Origin of the sequence: Magnetospirillum fulvum (assembly GCF_900108475.1) — a bacterium.
Taxonomy (GTDB): Bacteria; Pseudomonadota; Alphaproteobacteria; order Rhodospirillales; family Magnetospirillaceae; genus Phaeospirillum; species Phaeospirillum fulvum_A.
In genome coordinates, this window is the sequence record NZ_FNWO01000012.1 from 19355 (window position 1) to 40849 (window position 21495).

Genomic DNA, 21495 nt, shown 5'->3' on the forward strand with positions numbered 1-21495 from the left:
GGGAGGCGAGGGATGGCGACGCGGTGCTCGGATCGGACTGACATCCCCGTGCGCCGGGGCGGCGGGTGCGCCTTCTGCGGGGCGAAGATGTCGCTGCAACCGATCGTCGATGCCGTCCATCTGATTCACGGGCCGATGATCTGTCTGGGCCACAGTTGGGATTCGCGGCCGACCGCCTCGTCCGGGTCTCGTCTGCACCGGACCAATTTCACCACCAGCCTGACCGAGATGGATATCGCTCTGGGGGGCGAGCGGAAATTGGCGGGTGCCATCGACAGCGCGGTGGATCGGCACGATCCCGCCGCCGTGTTCGTCTATCAGACCTGTGTGCCCGCGATGATCGGCGACGATCTGGCCGCGATCTGCCGAGCGGCGGCGGGCCGGGTGGGGCGACCGGTCGTTCCGGTCGATCTGTCCGGCCTGAACGGCGGCAAGGACCATGGAACGCGGGCGGCGGGCGATGTGCTGCTTGATCACGTCATCGGCACCCGCGAGCCAGAGCGTCTGACCGATACCGACATCATTTTGATCGGCGAATACAATGTGGCGGGGGAACTGGGCCACATCCGCGCCCTGCTCGCCGAGTTGGGTCTTCGCGTCCTGGCCTCGATTCCCGGCGACGGGCGCTATGCGGCGATTGCCGGTTCCCATCGGGCACGGGCGGCGATCACGTTTTGCTCTCGGGCGTTCGACGGTCTGGCCGAAGCGATGCGCGATCGCTATGGCATTCCGTTCATTCACGGCAGCTTTTACGGCAGCGCCAACATTTCGGCGACTCTTCGAGGGATCGCCGCTCTTCTGGTCGAGCGAGGCGCTCCCTCCGACCTGTCGGCGCGAACCGAGGCGCTGATCCGGCGCGAGGAGGCGCGGATCGAGTCCAGCCTTGCCCCGATCCGGCAGCGATTGCGGGGAAAGCGCGCCCTGTTGGGGACTGGCGGGGTCAAATCCTGGTCGCTGGTGGCGGCGCTGCAACAGATCGGTCTCGACGTTGTCGGTACCAGCGTGACCAAAAGCTCGACGGACGAATGCCGTCGCGCCGCCGGTCTGGCCGGGGCGGATCGGCTGACGGCGGGACTTGATTTCGACCGGCTGGGCCTTGGCGGCATTGATGTCGTGTTGTCCGGCGGCATTCATCGGCTGAAGGCGATCCGGGCCGGGGCCGCCTGGGTCGAGGTCAATCACGAGCGCCGCTTGGCCCTGACCGGCTATGACGGGACTCTGCGGCTTGCCGCCGCGATCGAGGCGGCGATCACTCATCCCCTGGCGGCAGGGTCCACCGATCGCCCGCCCTGGGAGAGGACGGACCGTGAGCAAAAAGCGGATCGGATCGGAACCGAAGCGAAAGCGGGGTGATGAGGCCCCTTTCCCCGATGCACCTGCACAGGATATGGTCATCGGGAGAACGAGGACGGTGATGGTCCTGTGGGACACAGTCTTCCAGTCGAAAGTTAAATGGAGCCGGACATGGTGTCGAACTGGATATTGAGGATCCTCCTCTGCTTCGTCCTTATCTCCCAGATCCCCGGCTCTTCCGCCGAACTCCTCGTTGCCTTCGCCGAAGGTGAGTGGCTGTTGACCTTGATTCACCTCGGGGCCGTGATCGGCGATGTCTTTTTTAGCTATAAGGTTCTGCGCGACGGGATCGAGTAAGGATCGGGCGAGGTCGGACCCACGGGGCGCGCGGGCCGCTGCGTCGCCGCGACCCTCGGTCCTGTCCTGTTGCCGAAGCAGCCCGATTTGGGCTATTGTTCTCCTCATGTTCTCGTATGACCGCAGCACTCCGTTACCGCCCGGCACCTGCCGGGCTTCTTCCCGCGCTTTCGTTTCCGGCGATGGCGCGGCGCCGATCTATTCCGCCCTGGTCCCGGCGGGATTCCCCTCTCCGGCCGACGATCACCTGGAGGGTAAGCTCGACCTGCACGAGCTGATGGTGAAGCGACCGGCGGCGACCTTCTTCTGTCGGGCCGACGGCGACAGCATGACCGGGGCCGGGATTCAGAGCGGCGATCTGCTGGTGGTCGATCGCTCGGTCCAGCCGCAGGACGGCGACATCGTCGTCGCGACGCTGGAGGGCGGGCTGACGGTCAAGACCTTGCACAAGACCGACGACGGTTGGGAACTTGCGTCCGCCAACCCCGATTATCCCAGCTTTCCCGTCAACGAGGAGGATGGCGTGCAGATTTGGGGAATCGTCACCTTCGCCGTGTCGGCGATGACGCGGCGGTGATCTGCCATGGCGGTCTACGCCCTGGTCGATTGCAACAATTTCTATGTGTCGTGCGAGCGGGTGTTCAATCCCGCCCTTGAGGGCAAGCCGGTTGCCGTGCTGTCCAACAATGACGGCTGCGCGGTGGCCCGCTCGGCCGAGTCCAAGGCGATCGGCGTGCCGATGGGCGAACCGGCCTTCAAGCTCCGTCATTTGGTCGAGCAGCATGGCCTGATCCTGCAATCGTCGAATTACGCCCTGTATGGCGACATGTCCGAGCGGGTGATGTCGGTGCTGGCGACCTTCGCTCCCGGTGCCGAGGTCTATTCGATCGACGAATGCTTTCTTGATCTCGACGGACTGTCGGTGCCCGACCTGACCGAATGGTGCCAGCATATCCGGGCGACGGTGAAACGCTGGACCGGGATTCCGGTGTCGGTCGGGCTCGGCGGCACCAAGACGCTGGCCAAGCTGGCCAACCGGCTGGCCAAGACCTCGCCGCGCGCCAACGGAGTGCTCGATCTGGCCAGCCATCCGGGCTGGGTCGAGCCCGCGCTGAAGCGGACGCCGGTCCGCGACGTCTGGGGCATCGGGCGGAATTATGCCGGGCATTGCGGAATCCATGGCATCCTCACCGCCTATGACCTGACCCGGGCCGAAGACGGCTGGGTCCGCAAGACGATGGGAGCGGTCGGCCTGCGTACCGTGATGGAATTGCGCGGGATTCCGGTCCATACCCTCGACACCGAACCGTCGGACAAGCAAACCACCTGCTGCTCGCGCTCGTTCGCCGAATCGGTGACCGGGTACGAGCATGTTCACGATGCCGTGCTGACCTTCGCCAGCCGGGCGGCCGAGAAAATCCGCGCCGATGGGCTGGTGGCCGGGGCTCTCCAGGTGTTCGCCTATACCGACCGCTTTCGCCGCGACCAGCCCCAAGTCTCGCTGAACGCGATGGTTCGGCTGGCGCCGCCGACGGATGCGACGCCGCGCCTGATCGCGGCGGCCGTCTCCGGACTGCGGTCGGCGTGGCGAGACGGCTATGCCTACAAGAAGGCCGGGGTGATTCTGATTGATCTGGTCAATCCCGCCAACATCCCCCGCGATCTGTTCTCGCCCGCGCCGGAGACGGGGGCGCGGTCGCGGGCATTGATGGCAGCGGTCGATGGTCTCAACGGTCGGCTGGGCAAGGGCGCGGTCGGATACGGCCTGATCCCCAAAGATGCGCCGTGGCAGATGCGCTGTGGCAACCGCTCGCCCAATTACACCACCGCCTGGAGCGATCTGCCGGTCGCCAAGGCGTGAGGTCTGTCCGAGGCCGCTATCGCCGCCGGATGTGGCCGGGGGTGGTTTTTACCCTACCCGCAAGAATAGCCACTAGTTGTGCGCAGAATGTAAATTCACGGTAATAAAAATGTGCCAACCTGCTGTAAACGGTTACAGTTCTCATAAGAATGCACCCGAAAGACATTCAGGGCTGGATACCCAGTCCCTTCTATGAGCAATTACCCATTCAGATTCTAATGCCGGACTGAATCTCCGGTTTCATATCTGATCTTTTTAGCAACCACAATGGGGGTTGACGGTGACCTTTTCCGCCCTGTCCGACCTCGACCAATTGGTCGCGCGCGTCAAAGCCGCACAATTGGCCTATTCCACCTATTCGCAGGAACAGGTGGACCTTATTTTCCGTAGCGCCGCCCTGGCCGCTGCCGACGCCCGCATCCCTCTGGCGCGCCTCGCCGCCGAAGAAACCGGGATGGGCGTCGTCGAAGATAAGGTGATCAAGAACCACTTCGCCTCGGAATACATCTACAACGCCTACAAGGACGATAAGACCTGCGGCATTGTCGAGGTTAACGACGAAGCGGGCACCATCACCATCGCCGAGCCGGTGGGATTGATTTGCGGCATCGTGCCGACCACCAATCCGACCTCGACCGCGATCTTCAAGGCGCTGATCTGCCTGAAGACCCGCAACGGCATCATCTTCAGCCCGCATCCGCGTGCGGCGCGCTCGACCTGCGCTGCCGCCAAGCTGGTGCTGGATGCCGCCGTCGCCGCCGGTGCGCCCGCCGACATCATCGGCTGGATCGACACGCCGTCGCTGGAACTGTCGAACGGGCTGATGCATCACCCCGACGTCAACCTGATCCTGGCCACCGGCGGTCCCGGCATGGTGCGGGCGGCCTATTCCTCGGGCAAACCGGCGATCGGCGTCGGTGCGGGCAACACCCCGGTGGTGATCGACGAGACCGCCGACATCAAGCGGGCGGTCGCCTCGATCCTGATGTCGAAGACCTTCGATAACGGCGTCGTCTGCGCCTCGGAGCAATCGGTCATCGTCGTCGATTCGGTGTACGAGGCGGTGCGCCAGCGCTTCGCCAGCCATGGCGGCTATATCCTCAATCCCGTCGAATTGGACGCGGTGCGCAAGGTGTTGCTGGTCGATGGCAACGTCAACGTCAACATCGTCGGCCAGCCGGCCAGCCGCATCGCCGAACTGGCGGGCATCTCGGTGCCGCGCGACACCAAGATTCTGATCGGCGAGGTCAAGGACACCATTGCCGCAGAGCCTTTCGCCCACGAAAAGCTGTCGCCGACGCTGGCGATGTATCGCCGGGCCGATTACGCTCAGGCGGTCGCCGCGGCGGTGGAACTGGTGGCGCTGGGTGGCATCGGCCATACCTCGGTGCTGTATACCGACCAGGATCTCCAGCCGCAGCGGGTCGCCGATTTCGGCAAGCACATGAAGACCGCCCGCATCCTGATCAACACCCCCTCGTCGCATGGCGGGATTGGCGATCTGTATAATTTCAGTCTGGCGCCGTCGCTGACGCTGGGTTGCGGATCGTGGGGCGGCAATTCGATCTCGGAAAATGTCGGTCCCAAGCATCTGATCAACAAGAAAACCGTCGCCAAGCGAGCCGAAAACATGCTGTGGCACAAACTGCCCAAGTCGATCTATTTCCGTCGCGGCGCGATCACCGAAGCGCTGAAGGATCTGGCGGGCAAGAAGCGGGCGTTGATCATCACCGACCGCTATCTCTTCAGCAATGGCTACGTTGACGATACCATCTCGCTGCTGAAGCGCCACGGGATGGAGGTCGAAACCTTCTTCCAGGTCGAAGCCGATCCGACCCTGTCGATCATCAACAAGGGCGTCGAGATTGCTCAGGCGTTCCAGCCCGACGTGATCGTCGCCCTGGGTGGCGGTTCACCGATGGATGCGGCCAAGCTGATCTGGGTGCTGTACGAGCATCCCGAGGTCAATTTCGCCGACCTCGCGCTCCGCTTCATGGATATCCGCAAGCGCATCTACAAATTCCCCAAACTGGGGATCAAGGCCGAACTGGTGGCGATTCCCACCACCTCGGGCACCGGATCGGAAGTGACGCCGTTCGCCGTCGTCACCGACGATGCGACCGGGATCAAATACCCGATCGCCGATTACGAGCTGACCCCCAGCATGGCCATCGTCGATGCCAATTTCGTGATGAACCTGCCCAAGTCGCTGACCGCGTTCGGCGGCATCGACGCGGTGGTGCACGCGCTGGAAGCCTATGTCTCGATCATGGCCAGCGAATACACCGACGGGCAGGCGCTCCAGGCCCTGAAGCTGCTGAAGGAAAGCCTGCCGTCGGCTTATGTCAACGGGGCCAAGGATCCGGTCGCGCGCGAACGCGTCCATAACGGTGCCACCATCGCCGGGATCGCCTTCGCCAATGCCTTCCTGGGGGTGTGCCATTCGATGGCCCACAAGCTGGGGGCCGCCTTCCATCTGCCGCACGGTCTGGCCAATGCCCTGCTGATCTGCAACGTCATCCGCTTCAACGCCAATGACAATCCGACCAAGCAGGCGGCGTTCTCGCAATATGACCGGCCGAAATCGCGCCATCGCTATGGCGAGATCGCGATTGCCCTCGGTCTCGACGGCGTCAACACCGCCGCCCGGATCGAGCATTTGTTGCAGTGGCTGGATGGGCTGAAGCACGAGCTGGGCATTCCGCCGTCGATCCAGGCCGCCGGTGTGGCCGAGGCCGACTTCCTGGCCAAGCTCGACACCCTGGCCGTCGAAGCGTTCGACGACCAATGCACCGGGGCCAATCCGCGCTTCCCGCTGGTGGCGGAATTGAAGGCGATCCTGCTCGACAGCTATTATGGTCGTCCCTTCGTCGAGGAACATGTCCCCGCTTATGGCGAGGACGACGCGACGAAGACGGTCGAGGACTGAAGACACCTGCCGGGGCGTGGGGGATAAAACCTCGCGTCCCGGTGGACGGGTCGGCTCAGGACGCCGAGTTTGGCCGAGACCCGGCCAGACTCGGCCCTCGGGTCGGCAGCGGAGCGGCGAAGATATCGTCGTTCTGGTGCCGTTGCAGCCAGCCGGTCGCGGTTTCAAGTCCGGCCGGAGGCGAGAACAGATATCCCTGCATGATCTCGGCCCCCTGGGCGAGCAGGAAGTCGGCCTGTTCCTGGGTTTCGACGCCTTCGACGACGACGTCGAGCGCCAGTGCCCGGGCCATCGCCACGATCATGGTGACGATTTCGCGGGCTTCGTTGCTGTGACCGGTGTCCTGGACGAACGAACGATCAATCTTGAAAATGTCGATCGGCAGCCGTCGCAGACTCCCCAGCGACGAATGCCCCGTGCCAAAATCATCAATCGCGATCCGCAGATTGGAAGCCTTTAGCGCGGCAATCAGCCCCCGATTTTGCTGGATGACATCCATCATCGCGCTTTCGGTCAGTTCGATCTCGATCAGGTCGAGCGGCACGGCGAAGTCGGCCAGCGGGCGGAGCAGTTCGTCGATATCGTCTTCGACCAACTGAACCGGCGAGACGTTGACCGAGACGGGAACCGGCGACAGCCCCTGGCGGAGCCAGGCGGCGACGGTGGAGCAGGCTTCCCGCATCACCCAGCGCCCGAGCGGGACAATCATCCCGTTTGCTTCGGCCAGCGGGATGAACAGATCGGGAGAGATCATGCCTTTGACCGGATGGCGCCATCGCAGCAGGGCCTCGAACCCGACCAGTCGCCCCGACGGCCATTCCACCTTGGGCTGGAAATAGAGCAGGAACTCGTTGCGCTCGATCGCCAGCCGCAGATCGGCCTCCAGCTCGACCCGGGTGCGGACGTCTTCGAGAATCGACAGCTTGAAGCGCTGGGTCCGGGCACCGCCGTCGCGGCGGGCGACGTTGGCGGCCAATTCGGCGGCGTTGAGAATGCCCTCGGCGTCGGCGCAATCGGCGGGCCACGAGGCGGTGCCGATCGACGCGCCGACCAGGAAATCGTGATGCTCGATCACCAGCGGAGCCTTGAGCACCTGATGCAGCCGGTTGGCGTAGCGGTCCAGCGCGTCGGGCTGGTCCGGTTCGGCGATCACCACGGCGAAGGTCGCGGCGGAGAGATAGCCGACGGTGCAGTCGGGCGTCGCGATCCGCTTGAGGCACTGGGCGAACGCCCGCAGCAGCAGATCGGCGTAGGAGCGGCCGCTGGCCTCGGCGAACAGGCCGAAGCGATCGACCTGGATCACCAGGACGCCGAACTGGGCGAGGCCGCTTGACTCGATCAGGCTGTGCACATGGTCTTCGATCGCGTCGCGATTGAGCAGGCCGGTGATGGGGTCGCGGGTGGCAAAGGCGACCAGCCGTTCCGCCGAAATCTGCGGCAAGGCGCGCAGCAGGACGGGAAAAGTCGCTCCATTGCGGCGTTCGGCCGGGAATTTGACGATCAGGGGCTCGCCGCTTGAGCGGCTGAAGCGAATGTTGCGGGTCGGATCGACCCGTTCGCTGGCGTCGGTGACGAAATCGTTGAGGGGACGGCCGTGATAATCGCTCCCCAGCCCGAGCAGGCAAGTCGCAGCGGGATTGGCCCGCACCAGCGACCAATCTTCGTCGAGCAGCAGGATCGCGTCCGAAGCCATGTCAACGGCCAGATCGCACGCGCTGATGATGTCGTCACGAATAGCCAAGCGTCCCCCTCGTCGGTCGTTGCCAACGATTAGCCGTCGGCCCAGCCTCTTTCCCTCATCAGAGAATGGCGAGGCACAAAGTGAATTGACTGTATTTGAGAATGGCTCCAGTATTCTTGCTAGTGAGCCCACTCAAAATAATTCAGGAGCAAATATCTCCTACCAATAAGAGAGTCAATATAAGCCTTGGATATATTCTTGTGGGCAGCGATTTTTTAAGAATTTAAATTAATTTTATGTAAATTTTTTCTGGTCTCGCTTCGGTATGTGCAGATTTCTCAATGCCCCCAGGCGAAGCGGCCGTTGCGATGGCTCCAGTCCAATCGGGGAGCGTCGAAAGAGATGCTAGCAATTCAGTCGCGTGCGGTGGGTGGGGCAGAGGTCGAGCCCGATTCGGCATGTGGATAAGGTGCCGGTACGACTTTTGAATAGGTCTTGAACAAAAGAAGGAAAATGAGTGATGATGAAAGCCCTTCTTTATAGAACGGGTAAAGTCGGATGCGGGTTCTAATCGCTGATGATCATCCCCTTTTTTTGGATGCTGCCCGCACCCATTTAGAGCGGATTTTTCCTGTGTGCGAGGTCGCCGAGGCGAGGTCTTTGCCTGATGCCATTCATTGCCTCAGAGAGAGTGGCCCGTTTCATCTGATTCTGCTCGACCTGTCGATGCCGGGGATGGACCCGAGCGGCGGCGTGGCCGAAGCGGTCGGCGTGGCAGGGGCGGCACCGGTGGTGATTTTCTCAGGAATGGCGAGCCCGGATGACGTCTGGTCCTGCGTCGCCGCTGGGGCCAAGGGCTTTCTGCCGAAGACACTGGATGCGGCGATGTTCGCTGCCGCCCTCAACATCATCATGTTGGGCGGCACCTATGTTCCGGCCGAGTTCGCCGCCAGTCGGACGGCTCCCGTTGCGGTGCCCGCCAATGCCCGCGATCTGTCGGCGCGCGAGATTGATGTGCTGCGGATGCTGGTGACGGGGGCGTCGAACAAGGAAATCGCCCGCGAACTCAACATCCAGGAGGTCACGGTCAAGCTGCATGCGACTCGGATCTTCAACAAGCTGGGGGTCAAGAACCGCTCGCAGGCGGCGGTGATGGCGCTGGAATGCGGACTGGTCTCCCGCCAGGGGTGAAGGGTGGGGACTCTCCTCTATGCGATGGTCGATAGACTCATGCGTCGCTGGATTGACCTCTGCATTGCCCCGATTTTCCTTAAAATGCGTAGCATTCGAGGATAGTGGCGCGTGTTTTGCGCCGATTTCATCTTATGCGGAGCGCGATATGGCGAGAGTTCTCGTTGTTGATGACGATCCTCTCTACCGTGAACTGGTCGAGACAATGCTGATCCGGGGCGGCCATTCTGTCATTGGGGTCGATAACGGACAGAAATGTCTGTCGAAACTGGGCGAGGAGAGCTTTGACATCGTCATTACCGATCTATTCATGCCGTTGCGCGACGGGGTCGAAACCATCGTCGCGATCCGTGGCAGCGGCAACGCAACGCCGATCATCGGCATGACCGGAGGGATCGCCGGGGCGGTCCGTCCCTATGTTGGGGCGATGACCAGGCTGGGAGCGAATGCTGTCTTGGTGAAGCCGTTTACCGTCGATGAGCTCAATCAAGCGTTGATGATGGTGCAGTCATAAGGATTTTCCTGGATAAAGCGGATAGTGTTGCATCAATCCAGATATATATTTAAGCATAGGTCTGTGGCCTTGGGGCGGATCAGGAGAGGCAGATTCGTGCGGTGGAGTGACGCAGGGCGATTGAGGTTCGGTGTCTTGCTGCTGGTCTGCGGCCTTGCCGCCTGCGACGAGCCAGAACCGATTCGGATCGGCTTCCTGGGCGAAATGTCCGGACGCAACGCTGATTTGGGCGTTTCCAGTCTGAATGGGGCGATGATCGCCATCGAAGAGCAGAATCTGGCTGGCGGACTGAACGGCCGACCGATTCATATCGTCGTCCGCGACGACACGATGAATCCGGCGCTTGCCGTCAAATATCTCGACGACTTTGCCGCCGCGTCGATCGAGGTCGTGATCGGACCGGTGATCAGCAATATGGTGGTTGCGATCGCCCCCGCTGCGGCGGCACGCAACCTGCTGCTGATCTCCCCGGGGGCGAAGACGCGGCGGCTGACCGGCCTGGACGATAACGTCATCCGGATGGTGTCGGATACATCTCTGAATGCGGTCTCGATGGCCACTTTTCTGGCGGAACGACGGGATATCCATCGTGTCGTGATCATTCGCGACGGGTCGAACGACGAATTCACCAAGGACTGGTCCGATGATTTCACCGCGCGTTTCGGTCAGTTGAAGCGGTCGGTCGATCGTGAAATCGTTTACGAGTCAGGGGGGCGGGCGCACTTTCACGATCTGGCCAAACAGGCGGTGATGGCGAAGAGCGATGCGATCGTTTTGATCGCCGGCAATCTGGATGCGGCGATTTTGTGCCAGCATATCCGCAATTTCGATCCTGACGTTGTGATCGCGACGTCGGAATGGGCGGGGAGCGACAAATTCATCGAGGCCGGGGGGCGCGCAACCGAAGGGGTTTTGTTGTCGCAGAACATCAATTCTGAAAGTGATGATCCGGCCTATTTGACGTTCGTTCAAAAATACAGATCAAAGTATAAAAGCGATCCTGGGCTGATCGGCATCCGAGCCTATGAAGCCGCCCAAACTATTTTCACGGCACTGAAGCTGCGCCAGGACGACGAATCGATCAAGGAGGCGATCCTGCGGATCGGGACGTTCCCCGGTATGCAAAACCCCGTCCAGATCGACCGCTTTGGCGATTCGGCCCGGCCCCCCTTCATCTCCGAGGTTTCGGGCGGGAAGCTGACCGTTGTGGGACGATAACACCGATGCGTGACATCAGGCTCAAGACCCTTCTGTTCTTTCAGCTTGTGTCGTTTTCCGTTGTGCCGATCCTTGTTATTGCTTTGGTGTTCCGCTTCGTGGTGTATCCGGCGATCGAGCGGGATAACGGTGACCATCTTCGCTCGATCGCGATTTCGGTGCGGGATCAAACCGCCCAATATTTACGCCTCAATCGCGATTCTCTGGCCCTGGTCCGCAATCAGATCGTCGGTCAGGCCGAGGGGCACGCGACTCCGCTGCTCGATGTGCTGGTTCAGACGGTCGATTCGCTTGATCTGGTGTATCTGGTTGGCCCGGACAATCTGGTCTCTGAAATCGGTCTGCCCCCGGCCCGTCGGCCGTTCCGCGCCGATTACCTCGATATCGAGGCCAATACCGGGGCGCTGGTCAAGCGGGTCCGGGCCAGCGGCCAGGAAGAATGGTCGGAGACCTACCTGTCGCTGACCAATGGCGAGATGACTGTCGCGCTGGCGATTCCGGTCGATGAACGGGTTCTGGTTGCCGAGCTCAGCCTATCCCGCCTGACCGACTTTCTGCGGCGGCTGTCCGCGGCGGACGATATCTTGCCGATGGTGATCGACGAGCGGGGAGGGCTGATCGCCCATACCATTCAAGATACCCCGATCAATACGGTTAATATAGATTTTCTCCATCATGGGGATAATTCGAAAGATAGTGCCAAGGAATTCCATTTCGGCCATCATTGTCTGGTCGGATACGAAGTCGATATGCCGGATAGTAAATGGATAGTAGTGATTGCCCAGACAGTTTCTTCATTTAGAGAAGTTATTGATTACATATATATAAGTCTCGTTTATGGTCTGATCTCTTCGTTTTTGTTTTCAGCGTTATCCGCAATTTTTCTGTCCCGCCGCTTTGGTGTGGGGTTCAACGCTCTGGCCGAACATGCCGAGGCGATTGCCGCTGGCGTCTACGACCACATGCCGCCGCGCACCCGGGTGCGGGAAATCAACCGCATCTCGGTAAAGCTAAAGGATTTGGGGGCGGCCGTCCGCGAGCGCGAAAGCAACCTGAAGCGCGAGGTCGAGACCAACGCCCGGATTCTTGCCGCGATTGACCTCGCCCGCGACTTGATCTCGGTGTCCGACCGCGAGCGTCGCCTGGTCCACACCAACCGGACCGCGCTCCGATCGCTGGGGATTCCTGGCGTCACCCTGGAAGGCCTGCTCGGCCGAAACTGGCGCGATTTCCAGGGTGAGGCGTTCTCCACCGCTATTCTCGATCTGTTCGATCAGGTTGATCGCGTCGGCAACAGCGAAGGGGAATTGGAGTGGGTCCGGCCCGACAATGGGCGGATTCTCCATTTTTTGTGCCGGATGAGCAGTCTGCCCGATGGGGGATATATCCACGTCTGGACCGACATCACCGAAAAAATCCGGCTGGAATCTGACCGCAGGCGTACCGAGCAGCGGGCGGCCCAGGCCAGCAAGATGGAGGCGCTGGGGCATCTGGCCGGGGGGATCGCCCACGATTTTAACAATCTGCTCGGGGCGATGCTCGGTTTTGCCCAGTTCCTGGTCCAAGATACCCCGCCCGGATCGCAATTGCGCCACTTTGCCAACCGGATTGTCACGGCGGGGAATCGGGGGAAATCGCTGATCCAGCAGATCCTGACCTTCTCGCGGCGCGGAGTGTTCGAACCGGTGGCGGTGCCGCTGGAAGACGCGATTGGCGAAACCTGCGACCTGCTGCGGGCGATCCTGCCCTCGAGCACCCAGTTGATCTTGCGCTTTCCTCCGCATCCGGTGGCGGTCCGCGCCGATAAAGGGCAATTGTCCCAGGTTCTGATCAATCTCTGCATCAACGCCAACGACGCCATGCTCGGCGAGGCCGGAGCGATCACGATCGAGGTGGCGGCGCTCGACCGGACCAGACCCGAACTCGCCCGGTTGTCGGCACCGGCTGCTGGCCCGAGTTCCGGGGCGGTTGAATTCTGGGGCGGAGAGCCGGGGGAATCCTGGATCGTCACCGGAACCCTGCCCGAGACCGCGACCGTGCTGATCCGGGTCAGCGACGAAGGCACCGGCATTCCTCCCGACATCCTGGGCCATCTGTTCGACCCGTTTTTCACGACCAAGGAAACCGGGCGCGGGACCGGGCTGGGACTGGCGGTGGTTCACAGCATCATCTGCGAGCATGGCGGGGGCGTCGTCGTCCATTCACGGCAGGGACAGGGCACCCGGTTCGAAGTGATCTTGCCGGAAGCCGATCTGGCCGACCTTGTCGCCGACAGAGCCGCGCCGTCGTCCGCTCCCAACCCGGACAAGGCAACGATCCTGATCGTCGATGACGATCCCGATTTCTGTCACATGTTGGAAATGGCTCTGTCGCGCGTCGGGCATGACGTGGTGTCGACCAACGATCCGCAACAGGCGCTGGCTGCGATCGTCGAGGAACCGGGGCAATGGGATCTGCTGATCACCGATCAGACCATGCCCACGCTGAAAGGGACGGACCTGATCCGTCAGGCCAAGGCGCTGCGGCCCGACCTCCGCTGTATCATTTGCAGCGGCTATAGCAGCCAGATGAGCGAGCGCGAGGCGACCCTTGCCGGGGCCGTCCTCAACAAACCGGTCGATCTCGACGAACTCCATCGCATCGTGCAGAGCCTTCTTAAGCTCTGAACGACTCCCGGACCGAGGCCAAGCGTGATGTCAACCTCGCCAAGATCGGCGGATACGAGGCGGATAAGCTGCGCCGCTTTGCTCAGGACGGCTGCGGGCGGCGGCGCAGCAGGTAATTGTCCATGATCCAGCCTTTGCGGGCGCGCTGAAGGGCGATGGCCCGCTCGATCCGGTCGGCGACCGCGTCGAGCGGACCGGCGATCAGGATTTCGTCCGGGCCACCGACATCGCCGCCCCAATAGATATCGACGTCGCCCGCCCCTTCAAGCCGACGGAAGGCGGCGCGCGAATCCAGCATCACCACCGCGTTGGTGATCGAGGCGGGGTCGGCCTGTTCGATCTGGCGGCCGGTGGTGATGGTGATGCTCTCGCCAATTCGGTTCAGCGGAATCTTGTGACGGGCGGCCAGCATCTGGATCGAGGTGATGCCGGGAATAACCTCGAAGCTGAGATCGGCGCGGCCGCTCTCGATCAGATCGCGCAGATGCTGGATCGCGCCGTCATACAGCGAGGGGTCGCCCCAGATCAGCATCCCGGCGGTTTCGCCCTCGGCCATCTCGGTGTCGATCAACGTCGCGATGAGTGCGGTACGGCGGCGGTGCCAGTCTTCGACCGCGCCGACATAGCCCGCCGTTTCCCGGTCGCGCTCGGGAAGGGCCACGGTGGCGGTGCGATAGGACTGGTCGCCGCGATGGGTTTGCAGAATCTGCTGGCGAAAGCGGATCAGCGAGTCTTTGCCCTCTCCCTCTTTTTCCAGGAAGAAGAACACGTCGGCACGACCGATTGCCTTGATCGCGGCCAGGGTCAGCGCGTCGGGATCGCCCGGGCCGATCCCGATCAAAAGAATCGTCTTCATGGTTTTCCTTTCCGCAATGTCGGCGTCGTCAGTCCTGTTCCTCCCCCGCCGGATGGGGGCCTGCGGTCCGTTGCCACGGAATCAGCAGGGATTCCTCTCCGATCCGTCCGCGATGAGCTCGGATGCCGAACGCCTGGGCCAACAGCGCATCCGACAGGGTTGCCTCGGACGGTCCCGCCGCCAGCAGCTTTCCGTCCGACAGCACTGCAACGCGGTGACAGAACCGCGCCGCCAGCGCCAGATCGTGCAGAACCACCGCGATGCCCCGCCCCGCGGCCGCCAGGTGCCCCAGCAATTCCATCACTGCCAGCCGGTGGTGCGGATCGAGCGCGGCGCAGGGCTCGTCGAGCAGCAGCAGATCGGACTCTACCGCCAGGGTCCGGGCCAGCAGGGCCAGCGCCCGCTCTCCCCCCGACAAAGCGGTGATCGGGCGGTGGCGCAGAGGGGTGATTCCAACCGCCTCCAGCGCTTTGTCCACCGCGTCGCGGTCACGCCGGGTTCCCCCGCCGCCATGCGGCAGCCGCCCCAGCGCGACCGCCGCCTCGACCGGGATCGGCCAGACGGACTGGGCTTGCTGGGGCAGGAAAGCGACCGCCCGTGCCCGCGCCGCCGTGTCGAGACTGTCGAGGGGAACCCCGCCGAGCGTGATCTGCCCGGCCGAGGGCCGCTCCAACCCGGCGGCGCAGCGCAGCGCTGTGCTTTTTCCGGCTCCGTTCGGCCCGACGAGGCCAAGCAACTCGCCCGGCTCCACCCTCAGCGCGATCTCGGCGAGGACAAGGCGGCCCCCCCGGCGCAGGCTGACAGACTCCCAGACCAGCGCGCTCATGGTCCCCCCCGCAACCGCAGAACCAGGGCCAGGAAGAAGGGGGCTCCGACCAGGGCGGTCGCGACCCCCAGCTTCAATTCGGGGCCGACCGCGACCAGCCGAATCACGCAATCGGCGGCCAGCAGCAAGATCGCCCCGCCCAGAGCGCTGACCGGCAGCAAGCGGCGGGAATCGTGACCGACCAGCGGGCGCAGCAGATGCGGCACCACCAGCCCGACAAAGCCGATGCTGCCGGTCACCGCGACCGACGCGCCGACACAGCCGGCGGTGCCGACAATCGCCATCATTCGCAGCCGTCCGAGGTTGATGCCGAGCGAGCGGGCGACGTCCTCGCCCAGCGCCAGCGCGGCCAGCCCCCGCCCGGTGGCGAACAGCAATCCCCAGCCGACCAGAATGAACGGAGCCGCCGTCTCGACATGGATCCACGAGCGGTCGGCGACCGACCCCATCAGCCAGACCATGATCTCGTAGGCGGCCAACGGCGACGGAGCAAGGTTAAGGGCCAGCGCGGTCAAAGCGACGGCCAGACTGGACAGCGCCACCCCGGCCAGCATCAAGGTCAGGATTCCCGGCGCACGCCCGGCCAGGATCATCAGCAAAAGGGCGGCGCACAAGGCGCCGACGATGCCGCCACCCGCCACCGACCACAGCCCGAAATAAAAGGCGAGAACCGACCCCAGCGCCGCCATCGACGACACCCCGATCACGCCGGGATCGGCCAGCGGGTTACGCATCAGCCCTTGCAGCACCGCACCCGACAACCCCAGTGACGCTCCGGCCAGCACGGCGAGCACCGTGCGCGGCAGGCGGATATCGACCAGGATGGTGCGCGCCAGCATCGCCCGGACCGGGTCGGCGGAGAGACTATCCCACGGCATCAGCGCGGTGGGTCCGATCGCCGTCGAAACCGCGATCAGCACGAGCAGCGAAAGGGCCAGGGCGGCCTCGGTTCGATAATAGGTCATCGGCCCGCTCCGGCGATCAGCGCCGCCGCCTCGATCAGGGCGGCATCCGGGCAGGCCCACAGCCGCATCGGCACGGTGACCCGTCGCGCTCCCCCTGCGGCAAGAGCCGGATGACGCAGCACTTCGCCCGCGATCGAGGGGGCCTCTTCTCCCATCGATTCGACGACGATCAGGTCGGGATGGGCGGCGACCAGGGTTTCCAGCGGCAAGGAGGCGAAGCCCACCAGTCCGGCCTCGGCGGCAACATTGTCCATCCCCACGGCGCGGAGCAGATCGTCGGCGGTTGTCCCGCTCCCGGCGCTCCACCCTCCGGCCTGATAGATCGCGGCCCGAAGCCTCCGCTCGGGCTGAGGCTGGGCGGCCAGCCCCGCCTCAATCGCGGCGACCAGCGCTTCGCCCGCCGCCTCGGAGCCAAGGTCGCGGGCCAGGGCGCGGATCGCGGCCAGCGTTTCCGCGATCCCGTTGCCTGGGGCGAGGACATGGACCTGAATCCCGAGTTGACGCAGCATTGGGGCGGTGGTGGCGGCGTTGTAGGCTCCCAGCACCACCAGATCGGGGGCGCGGGCCAGGATGTCTTCGACCTCGCCCGTCGTCACCGCCAGCCCCGCCGCCTGCGCCGCCACCGTCGAGGCGACGGGATCGGCGGCGAAGCGGCTGACCGCCGCGACCCGGTCGCGGTCGACCAGGGCCAGCACCAGACGGTCGGTGCACAAATTGGCGCTGACGATCCGTTGCGGCGGCGGCAGGTCCGCCCCGGCGACGGAGACCGCCGCCAGGGACAGAAGTCCGGCCAGAAAAAGGAGCTTGGCGATCAGAACCGGACTCCCAGGCGGCCGACCATCGTCCGCCCCGGCATCGTATAGGCGCTGTAGGCTCCATAGGTAGTGGTGTTGGCGTAATGGAGGTCGGCATATTCGACATCGCCCAGGTTTTGCACCGTGAACGACCAATCGACCGGCTCGATCGTGCCGCCGATCCGCAGATCGACCAGGGTGTAATCGGCGGCCAGCGGCTGGAAATTGGTCTGGTCGTTATCCATCCGGCTGCGCCCGACGTAACGGGCGTCGAGATCGACGACGACAAACTTGTCCCAGGCATCCCACGACACCCCGCCGGTCGCGGTCCAGGGCGCCACCAGCGGCACGTCATTGCCCTCGTAACGCCCTTCGCGGAACTTGGCCTGGGTATAGGCCCCGCCCGCCTTCAGCCGCACCGTATCGGTGAGCCGATAGCCCAGCCCGGTCTCGATCCCGTAGCGGCGGGTCGGGTCGAGGTTGAGATTGACCCACTTCGCGGTGTCGAAATGAATCTCGTTGTTTAGATCCATCGCATAGGCACTGGCCCGCCAGTCGAGCCGCCCGACCTGCCCACGTAATCCGACCTCGATATCGCGCGAGGTCTGGGTCTTCAGCCGCATCGTCGAGGTGGTGCCATAGGGGGCCGAGCCGACCCGGTCATCGACGTTGGGCAGGCGCAGGCTGCGGCCGATCCGGCCGAACAATGCGACGGCATCGGTCAGACGATGCTCCAGTCCAAGATGGGCGGCGTAATTGTACTCGGTATCGGAAATCGAATTAGCCCCGGGGTAGCCCGGAAGCGAGCGATCGACCCCGCTGACATCGACCCGGACGACACGGGCACCCAGCGACAAATCGGTGTCGGACCGCACCGCCAGGGTGTCCTGGCCGTACAGGGCGAGCGAGCGCTGCTGGAGGTGATAACGGTCGGTGGGAACGGTGCCCTTGGCTCCGTACCGATCCGAATCGTAGAGCGAATGATAGTAATCGAGCCCGGCGGTGAAGCGGTTGCCGAGACCGCCCAAGGTGCCCTCGCCATTGAGGCGCGGGGTGAGCGAGACGGTGGTCAGCGAGGTGTCAGTGTAGGATGAGCTTACTCCGTTCGTAAACCATTCCGCCTGCTGTTCCTTGTGACGGATACCGGCATCGGCGACCAGCTCCAGGCCGGGGTTGAGGTCAAAGCGGCCGCCGAACGTGGCGTTGACACCCTGTTTGTCGCCGTAAGCATCGGGCGTGCCGGTGCCGCGCCGGTTGCCGACGACCAGCGACGACAGCGGAACCGTTCCGGGATAGCCGAGATGCTGATCGTCGGCCGACAGGTTGAGGTACAATTCGTCGCTGCCAATCCCCTGGCGGATTTCCGCCGCCACACTGCGCTGTTTCAGGTCGTTATTGTCGCGATAGCCGTCCGAGGTGATCTGCGACCCGTTCAGCGACAGGGCGGTATCGCCGATCCGCCGGGTGATGCCGCCATTGGCCTCGCGATAGCCAAGCGAACCGATCGCTCCTTCCGCCCGGACCTGATTGGGGGTGTTGATCGCATTCTTGGTGACGATGTTGACGACGCCGCCGACCGCGCCGTCGCCATACAGCACCGCCCCGGCATTGCCGTGGATCACCTCGATCCGCTCGATCGAATCGCGGGGAATCGCGCTCAGATCGACCGCCGACATGTCAACATCGTTGAGGCGGCGACCATTGACCAGGATCAGGGTGTTGGAGGTCGCGGTGGCGCCAAAGCCGCGCATGTCGATCGTGGTCTGGGCGCTGTTGACCCCGCCGAAATTGCTTTTGACCTGGATTCCGGGCACGCGGGCGAGAATCTCGGGGATGGTCTGGCCGGGCGAGCGTTCGATCTCGTCGGCGGTGATCACCGTGGTCGAAGCGCCGGTGATCCCGTCGCCCAGTCGGCTGGCGGTGACCAGGGTGTCGGGCAGGGTGACGGCGCTGTCGCCGGCTATCGCGGGCTGTCCGCCGATTGCGGCGAGCATTCCCGCCACGATCATCAAGCCATCACGACAGGGGACTATCTTCATCTTCATCGGGCACAATCCATCGGTCTCGCCCCCGCCGTCGGCGACGGCGCGGGGCACAGTGGCTGGAACCGATGCGAACGCGGGCGAGGCGGCCCGCCCTTGGAACAAGAGCGACCGACCAGACAGACAGGCACGGACGAGGTCCGTGTCTCTGCCATACCGTTCAAACAGCCGAAAGTCGCGCGGGGAGGGGCCCACCCGGCTTTCGCATCGGAAACGACGTCACCGCTGCGAAAGACCGCTCCGTGTGGTACGCCCCGCCCACCGGTTGGGTGACTGTGTCGGCAGGTCTCCTGGCTCGCGGGTCAATGCCCTTGGCGTCCGGCCTTCCCAGTTTCCCAGTGACCATAATGGACGCGGACTCGCCGCTTACAGTTGCGGGGGCAGCCGAGGCATCGGCCCAAACCGGGCACCACCTCGTTCCCTCTTTCCTCCTCGGGGCAAACCGAGGAACCAACACCCGTCCACAATCTGTCACTTACGGTTGAGGGGTCAAGGTGGATGGTTGGACTATGTCGTTCAGGCAGTCTTGCGTCCGTCTCCGCCCCGTGACAAAGCGGACAGGCCATGACTCGACTGCTCGACATCGATCTGCGTCCCCCCTGGCTGATTGCCCGCCTGCCGGGTCCGTTCCGAATCGCGGGCTGGTCGCTCAACCGACCCGGCCTGACGAACGCGAACAGCGTGGCGTGGCTTGAGGTCTGCGATGCCGACCTGCCGCTCGGACTCGATCCGCTCGATCTGCTCAACCGGCGGCTGGCCGAACAGGGATTGGACAACGCCGCCGGGCTGATGACGGCGCGCGATGTCCGCCGCTTTTGCCGCGCGGTTTCGGACGACGAGACGGTGCGGGTCGAGTCCCTCGTCACGCTGGGGCTGACCAACGGCTCGATCCTCGACGGTCGGGGGTGGCCGTCGGGTCCGGTCGGGGCCTTCCCGGTCGGAACCATCAATCTGCTGGTGGTGCTGTCGGTTCCGCTTGGCGACGGGGCGTTGCTTGAGGCGCTGGCGCTGGCGGCAACCGCGCGCACCGCCGCCCTGCTCGCCGAAGGGGGGCGGATCGTCGGCACCGGCACCGATTGCATTCTGGTCGCCTGTCCGCCCGCCCCGACGGGGGAGAGCTTCGCCGGTCTGCACACCCCGGTCGGTTGCCACCTCACCGCCGCGGTGTTTCAGGCGACCTTTGCGGCGCGGCGCGAGTGGGAAGCCGAAAACGCTCCCCTGCTCGACCGGATCGGCATGACTTAGAGTTTGTCCGGGTTTAGTGGAAACACCCGACCCGGCCATCCCCATGGCGCCGCTCGATCCGATGGTTCCAATGACTTTTCGGTCCAGCCCGACCCCCGGGTCCAGGCCCAGGGGTGACGGCCCCAAAGGGCGATACCGTCAAAATCGGACAAACTCTAGGACAGCGCGGCCAGGATCAGCATCAATCCGCCGCAGATATGGATGCCGAGGGTCAGCCGGATCGCGCTCAGTTGCGAGGCGCGGTCGCGCATCATCATCGGGGCCGCCGCCAGGGCGACCAGCATCGTTACCACCGGGGGCAGGGTGGCCCAGGCGGGCAGGTCGGCCAGCCAGCCCAGACCCAGTTGCAGCGCCGAAGCGGTCGCCTGCACCCCCAGATAGAGCGAGGGGGCTCGCTTGATGCCGAGACGGACCACCAGGGTCCGCTTGCCCGCGGCGGCGTCGGGGCGGATGTCGGGGATTTCGGTGCAGATCAGCATCGCCGCCGTCCAACAGCCGACGATCGCCGCCGCCACCAGCGCCTCGAGAGTGAAATGGCCGCTTTGCAGCCAGGCGGCGAACGGCACCGGCAGGCCGAAGGCGATCGCCACCGTCCCCTCGCCCAACCCGCGCGAGGCCAGCGTCATCGGCGGCAGGGAATAGGCCAGGGCCAGCGCAAAACAGACCAGGGCGAACATCAACGCGACCGGACCCCGGATCATCGTCAGGACGCCGCCCATCCCGCCGCCCAGCGTCATCAGAACCGCCCCCCACAACGCCATCGCGCGGACCGACAGGCGTCCGTCCTGAATCAGGCGCGAGCCGCCGGTAAAGGGCTGGATATGGACATGGTTAAGCCGGTCGGCGCCGTTGATCTCGTCACCGACGTCGTTGACGACGTTGCCCCCGGCATGGAGACAGACCGCGCAAGACAGAGCCAGCAGGAACAGGGTCGGCTGGAGCTGAGCGCCGCCATGAACTCCCCACGCGGTTCCCACCGCGACCGGCACGGCCGAGGCGTGAAACGAAAGGGGACGGGTCGCTAGAAACAGGGTACGTGCGAGATCCGACATCGACG

17 protein-coding genes and 1 riboswitch are annotated in these 21495 nt (G+C 63.9%); of the genes, 10 read left to right on the forward strand and 7 right to left on the reverse strand.

Going from position 1 to position 21495, the window contains the following annotated elements:
* Positions 1 to 12: 12 nt before the first annotated feature.
* The 5 genes from BLW40_RS13485 to adhE all read left to right on the forward strand — a co-directional run bounded on the left by BLW40_RS13485 (position 13) and on the right by adhE (position 6440).
* Positions 13 to 1353: a nitrogenase component 1 gene (locus BLW40_RS13485; protein ID WP_083386780.1), complete on the forward strand. Its 1341-nt coding sequence runs from the start codon at positions 13 to 15 to the stop codon at positions 1351 to 1353.
* A 111-nt stretch (positions 1354 to 1464) separates the two neighbouring features.
* The gene (locus tag BLW40_RS13490; protein WP_139305597.1) at positions 1465 to 1650 is read left to right on the forward strand and encodes a hypothetical protein; all 186 of its coding nucleotides are present in this window, start codon (positions 1465 to 1467) and stop codon (positions 1648 to 1650) included.
* Positions 1651 to 1756: 106 nt separating this feature from the next.
* A complete protein-coding gene (locus tag BLW40_RS13495) occupies positions 1757 to 2227 on the forward strand; it encodes a LexA family protein (protein ID WP_074769449.1) in 471 nt (156 codons plus the stop codon).
* A gap of 6 nt (positions 2228 to 2233) precedes the next feature.
* Positions 2234 to 3511, forward strand: a complete 1278-nt coding sequence (locus BLW40_RS13500) for a Y-family DNA polymerase (protein WP_074769451.1) — start codon at positions 2234 to 2236, stop codon at positions 3509 to 3511.
* Between the two features lie 280 nt (positions 3512 to 3791).
* Complete coding sequence (adhE, locus tag BLW40_RS13505) at positions 3792 to 6440, forward strand: bifunctional acetaldehyde-CoA/alcohol dehydrogenase (RefSeq protein ID WP_139305598.1); 2649 nt, start codon at positions 3792 to 3794, stop codon at positions 6438 to 6440.
* A 55-nt stretch (positions 6441 to 6495) separates the two neighbouring features.
* On the opposite strand, the gene BLW40_RS13510 is transcribed toward adhE, so the two are convergent.
* Entirely contained in the window at positions 6496 to 8181 is a 1686-nt protein-coding gene (locus BLW40_RS13510; protein WP_074769455.1) for a sensor domain-containing protein, read from the reverse strand.
* A 498-nt stretch (positions 8182 to 8679) separates the two neighbouring features.
* On the opposite strand from BLW40_RS13510, the gene BLW40_RS13515 reads away from it, so the two are divergent.
* The 4 genes from BLW40_RS13515 (at position 8680) to BLW40_RS18080 (ending at position 13710) form a co-directional block, all read left to right on the forward strand.
* Entirely contained in the window at positions 8680 to 9312 is a 633-nt protein-coding gene (locus BLW40_RS13515; protein WP_074769457.1) for a LuxR C-terminal-related transcriptional regulator, read from the forward strand.
* Between the two features lie 148 nt (positions 9313 to 9460).
* Positions 9461 to 9826, forward strand: a complete 366-nt coding sequence (locus tag BLW40_RS13520; RefSeq protein ID WP_074769459.1) for a response regulator — start codon at positions 9461 to 9463, stop codon at positions 9824 to 9826.
* A gap of 120 nt (positions 9827 to 9946) precedes the next feature.
* On the forward strand, positions 9947 to 11044 hold the full coding sequence (locus BLW40_RS13525) for an ABC transporter substrate-binding protein (protein WP_139305599.1): 1098 nt from the start codon (positions 9947 to 9949) through the stop codon (positions 11042 to 11044).
* Between the two features lie 5 nt (positions 11045 to 11049).
* A complete protein-coding gene (locus BLW40_RS18080) occupies positions 11050 to 13710 on the forward strand; it encodes an ATP-binding protein (protein WP_074769463.1) in 2661 nt (886 codons plus the stop codon).
* Positions 13711 to 13792: 82 nt separating this feature from the next.
* On the opposite strand, the gene cobF is transcribed toward BLW40_RS18080, so the two are convergent.
* From cobF to BLW40_RS13555, 5 genes are read right to left on the reverse strand one after another with little or no spacing between them, the layout of a single operon-like run.
* Positions 13793 to 14566 carry a precorrin-6A synthase (deacetylating) gene (cobF, locus tag BLW40_RS13535; RefSeq protein WP_074769465.1) on the reverse strand — a complete coding sequence of 258 codons (774 nt, stop codon included), beginning with the start codon at positions 14564 to 14566 and terminating at the stop codon, positions 13793 to 13795.
* 28 nt (positions 14567 to 14594) lie between these two features.
* Positions 14595 to 15392: an ABC transporter ATP-binding protein gene (locus tag BLW40_RS13540; RefSeq protein WP_074769467.1), complete on the reverse strand. Its 798-nt coding sequence runs from the start codon at positions 15390 to 15392 to the stop codon at positions 14595 to 14597.
* On the reverse strand, positions 15389 to 16357 hold the full coding sequence (locus tag BLW40_RS13545) for a FecCD family ABC transporter permease (protein WP_074769469.1): 969 nt from the start codon (positions 16355 to 16357) through the stop codon (positions 15389 to 15391). The genes BLW40_RS13540 and BLW40_RS13545 overlap by 4 nt, the downstream gene beginning before the upstream one ends.
* Entirely contained in the window at positions 16354 to 17271 is a 918-nt protein-coding gene (locus BLW40_RS13550) for an ABC transporter substrate-binding protein (RefSeq protein ID WP_280139920.1), read from the reverse strand. The genes BLW40_RS13545 and BLW40_RS13550 overlap by 4 nt, the downstream gene beginning before the upstream one ends.
* Positions 17169 to 19196 (reverse strand): TonB-dependent receptor, encoded by a 2028-nt coding sequence (locus BLW40_RS13555; RefSeq protein WP_139305600.1) that lies wholly within the window; start codon positions 19194 to 19196, stop codon positions 17169 to 17171. Before BLW40_RS13555 ends, BLW40_RS13550 begins: the two co-directional genes overlap by 103 nt.
* 261 nt (positions 19197 to 19457) lie before the next feature.
* Positions 19458 to 19663: riboswitch (cobalamin riboswitch) on the reverse strand.
* A gap of 94 nt (positions 19664 to 19757) precedes the next feature.
* On the opposite strand from BLW40_RS13555, the gene BLW40_RS13560 reads away from it, so the two are divergent.
* Positions 19758 to 20438 (forward strand): adenosylcobinamide amidohydrolase, encoded by a 681-nt coding sequence (locus tag BLW40_RS13560; protein ID WP_074769471.1) that lies wholly within the window; start codon positions 19758 to 19760, stop codon positions 20436 to 20438.
* 155 nt (positions 20439 to 20593) lie between these two features.
* On the opposite strand, the gene BLW40_RS13565 is transcribed toward BLW40_RS13560, so the two are convergent.
* Positions 20594 to 21490: a prenyltransferase gene (locus BLW40_RS13565; RefSeq protein WP_074769473.1), complete on the reverse strand. Its 897-nt coding sequence runs from the start codon at positions 21488 to 21490 to the stop codon at positions 20594 to 20596.
* Positions 21491 to 21495: the final 5 nt, after the last annotated feature.

Excerpts from the sequence above, each read along its gene's own strand:
- BLW40_RS13545 (WP_074769469.1), bottom strand. The coding sequence starts at position 16,357 with ATGACCTATTATCGAACCGAGGCCGCCCTGGCCCTTTCGCTGCTCGTG.
- BLW40_RS13515 (WP_074769457.1), top strand. The coding sequence starts at position 8,680 with ATGCGGGTTCTAATCGCTGATGATCATCCCCTTTTTTTGGATGCTGCC.
- cobF (WP_074769465.1), bottom strand. The coding sequence starts at position 14,566 with ATGAAGACGATTCTTTTGATCGGGATCGGCCCGGGCGATCCCGACGCG.
- BLW40_RS13490 (WP_139305597.1), top strand. The coding sequence starts at position 1,465 with ATGGTGTCGAACTGGATATTGAGGATCCTCCTCTGCTTCGTCCTTATC.
- BLW40_RS13565 (WP_074769473.1), bottom strand. The coding sequence starts at position 21,490 with ATGTCGGATCTCGCACGTACCCTGTTTCTAGCGACCCGTCCCCTTTCG.
- BLW40_RS13520 (WP_074769459.1), top strand. The coding sequence starts at position 9,461 with ATGGCGAGAGTTCTCGTTGTTGATGACGATCCTCTCTACCGTGAACTG.
- BLW40_RS18080 (WP_074769463.1), top strand. The coding sequence starts at position 11,050 with ATGCGTGACATCAGGCTCAAGACCCTTCTGTTCTTTCAGCTTGTGTCG.
- BLW40_RS13560 (WP_074769471.1), top strand. The coding sequence starts at position 19,758 with ATGACTCGACTGCTCGACATCGATCTGCGTCCCCCCTGGCTGATTGCC.
- BLW40_RS13540 (WP_074769467.1), bottom strand. The coding sequence starts at position 15,392 with ATGAGCGCGCTGGTCTGGGAGTCTGTCAGCCTGCGCCGGGGGGGCCGC.
- BLW40_RS13485 (WP_083386780.1), top strand. The coding sequence starts at position 13 with ATGGCGACGCGGTGCTCGGATCGGACTGACATCCCCGTGCGCCGGGGC.
- BLW40_RS13495 (WP_074769449.1), top strand. The coding sequence starts at position 1,757 with ATGTTCTCGTATGACCGCAGCACTCCGTTACCGCCCGGCACCTGCCGG.
- BLW40_RS13500 (WP_074769451.1), top strand. The coding sequence starts at position 2,234 with ATGGCGGTCTACGCCCTGGTCGATTGCAACAATTTCTATGTGTCGTGC.
- BLW40_RS13555 (WP_139305600.1), bottom strand. The coding sequence starts at position 19,196 with ATGAAGATGAAGATAGTCCCCTGTCGTGATGGCTTGATGATCGTGGCG.